Genomic DNA, 2183 nt, shown 5'->3' with positions numbered 1-2183 from the left:
CATGGATGGCTAACGGGCAGGTTACTTGAAGATGTTACTAAACTTATTGGTTATAATTAAGTGAAAAAGTGTTATGTTCGGTGTGGTCACAAAATAATAAGGGGATGAAATAAATGGAAAACTCAAGGTTTAAAGATACTGGAGAAACCATCTTTGATTTTTCTGATTGCGTACTTGTTGAATGTCCTCGCTGCCGTGGTTGTGCTAAGATAACTGGAAATCCTTACAAAACAAATCCAAAGTTGGTTTGTGAAATGTGTGGATTAACGGATATTCTGCAAATAACAAGTTATGGTGATTCAGCCGAGTATTGTGGACTAAGCTTATGGCTAAAGACTGGTTGCTGTGGGAATACCCTTTGGGCTTATAATCAAAAACATCTCGATTTTTTAGAGGGTTATGTCTCTGCATCTATTAGAGAACGATTACCTAATATAAATCAAAGTTTGGCAAGTAGGCTTCCTAACTGGATAAAGAGTGCTAAGAACAGAGAATCTATTTTAAAGTGTATTATTAAACTTAAGAAACAATTGAATCACAAATAAGTTCCTTCTTGAACGGGTGCATTACTTCAACAATGAGGTAATGCCATTTTCTTATTCAAGTAACGGGCAGGTTCAAGAAGGATTGTGTAGATAATTTGTAGAACTCTTTAAAATAAACCAATTATAGGGGATAAAAAGTGAATGTAAAAATACTGAAATGTGTAAAGCAAGTAGCAGACGGATTTATAGTGGGTTTTTACTCTCAATACGGTACAGCGGAAGGCAAATGGGTTGGCACTGAACCAAATTTGAATGGTGAATATTATATAGAAATTGATATTCCTGGTATTTGTGAATGGGGGAAACAGGTTATACCCATTAATGAAAAAATAAGCCAGATAAAAAGTAATCAAAATCGGATTTATTTATCTGGGAAACTGGAGTCCGTTGATGAAGGGTTTGCTGTGCTTAGAATTGGAGATAGTATTGTTGCTTTTGAATTAATTGGCGAAGAATATACAACTGGTACGTATGTAAGAGTTGAAACAGACATAATTACTCTTTATGATATTAATCTTTAGTGTTTCTTCTTAAGCTAACTGGTGCATTACTTGAATAGCCGGCAACCATTGCAGGCTATTTTTGTTATTCAAATAAATGGCAGGTTAGTGCAACAAGAAATAATGTGGTTTATGATTATAGTAAAGGATTTCGAGAGGTGTCTTATGAACAAAAACACATGCCCTTGTTGTGGTTATAGAACTATGGATAGCGATGGCAACTACGATATATGTCCAATTTGTTTTTGGGAGGATGACCCATTCCAAAAAGAAAATGAGTATGATACAGGTGCTAACCAAATACCTCTAATAGAAGCTCAAAAAAATTATATTAGATATGGTGCTTGTGAAATGAGTTTTGTTAAAAATGTTAGAAAACCTAATTTACAAGATAAAAGAGATCCTAATTGGAAGATATTTTACGATGATTTGTTTGAATTGAAATTTGCATGTAGAAAGTTTAAAGAAGGAATATATAATATTGCAGATTTAGAACGTAACTTATCTTGGATTGGTGTTCCGAAAGAAATAACAGAAATTGTTAAAAAGGCAGAGAACGATTTAGAAATGATTAGATTTTGCACTTCCGATTATAAGCAAAGAGAAGAAGCGATTGAGGTTGTCAATAATTTGTTAAAACAGCTAAATATTACGGTAGAAACTCAGGATTAGTTATTAAAGTAACGGGTGCTGGTTTAGTTAAAGAAGAAAGGGTTGCTACAAGCAACCCTTTCTTCTTTAGCACCCATGAAAATAAAAACTGAAAAAGTGCATACAAAAATAGACCCAGAAAAACCAGTTTTTAAAAAAAGGCTGAGCCTCTTAAAGGATCGAATATAGAGTTGGCAGATGTATCGAATTGTCATACCCTTCTACTTAAAATGAAATAGGTAAAGCTGGCGCAACAACCAGAAAAAGGATTAATCTCTCATGAGTGCTACCCCTAAAGGGTGCGACAGTCGGTGGTACACCGTGGTCGTTGGAGTCAGACTAACGGATGGGCTCAAAGGCACCATAGTTCAAAGACCTTCTTCGCCAGCATTAAATCAGTATAGACTGCCTGACCCATTTTCATTCTCTGTGGTGCAGCGCCGGTTTTGCGCTGCATGGGTGGCTAACGGGCAGCATTCCTGTAATG

2 protein-coding genes and 1 pseudogene are annotated in these 2183 nt (G+C 35.6%); all 3 read left to right on the top strand.

From position 1 onward, the window contains the following. The first annotated feature begins 113 nt into the window (after positions 1 to 113). Positions 114 to 545, top strand: coding sequence for a hypothetical protein (locus tag V7150_RS22215; protein ID WP_335522573.1), 432 nt, complete (start codon positions 114 to 116; stop codon positions 543 to 545). 137 nt (positions 546 to 682) lie between these two features. Then, entirely contained in the window at positions 683 to 1066 is a 384-nt protein-coding gene (locus tag V7150_RS22210) for a hypothetical protein (protein ID WP_335522570.1), read from the top strand. Between the two features lie 144 nt (positions 1067 to 1210). Continuing rightward, positions 1211 to 1459, top strand: a pseudogene (locus tag V7150_RS22205) (CPCC family cysteine-rich protein); the annotation flags it as partial. Positions 1460 to 2183 lie beyond the last annotated feature (724 nt).

It is taken from the genome of Neobacillus drentensis, from assembly GCF_036965245.1.
Classification (GTDB): Bacteria; Bacillota; Bacilli; order Bacillales; family Cytobacillaceae; genus Neobacillus; species Neobacillus drentensis_G.
Note: the sequence above shows the minus strand (reverse complement) of the source record. Positions and strands in the feature narration are given on the sequence as shown.

Excerpts from the sequence above, each read along its gene's own strand:
- V7150_RS22215 (WP_335522573.1), top strand. The coding sequence starts at position 114 with ATGGAAAACTCAAGGTTTAAAGATACTGGAGAAACCATCTTTGATTTT.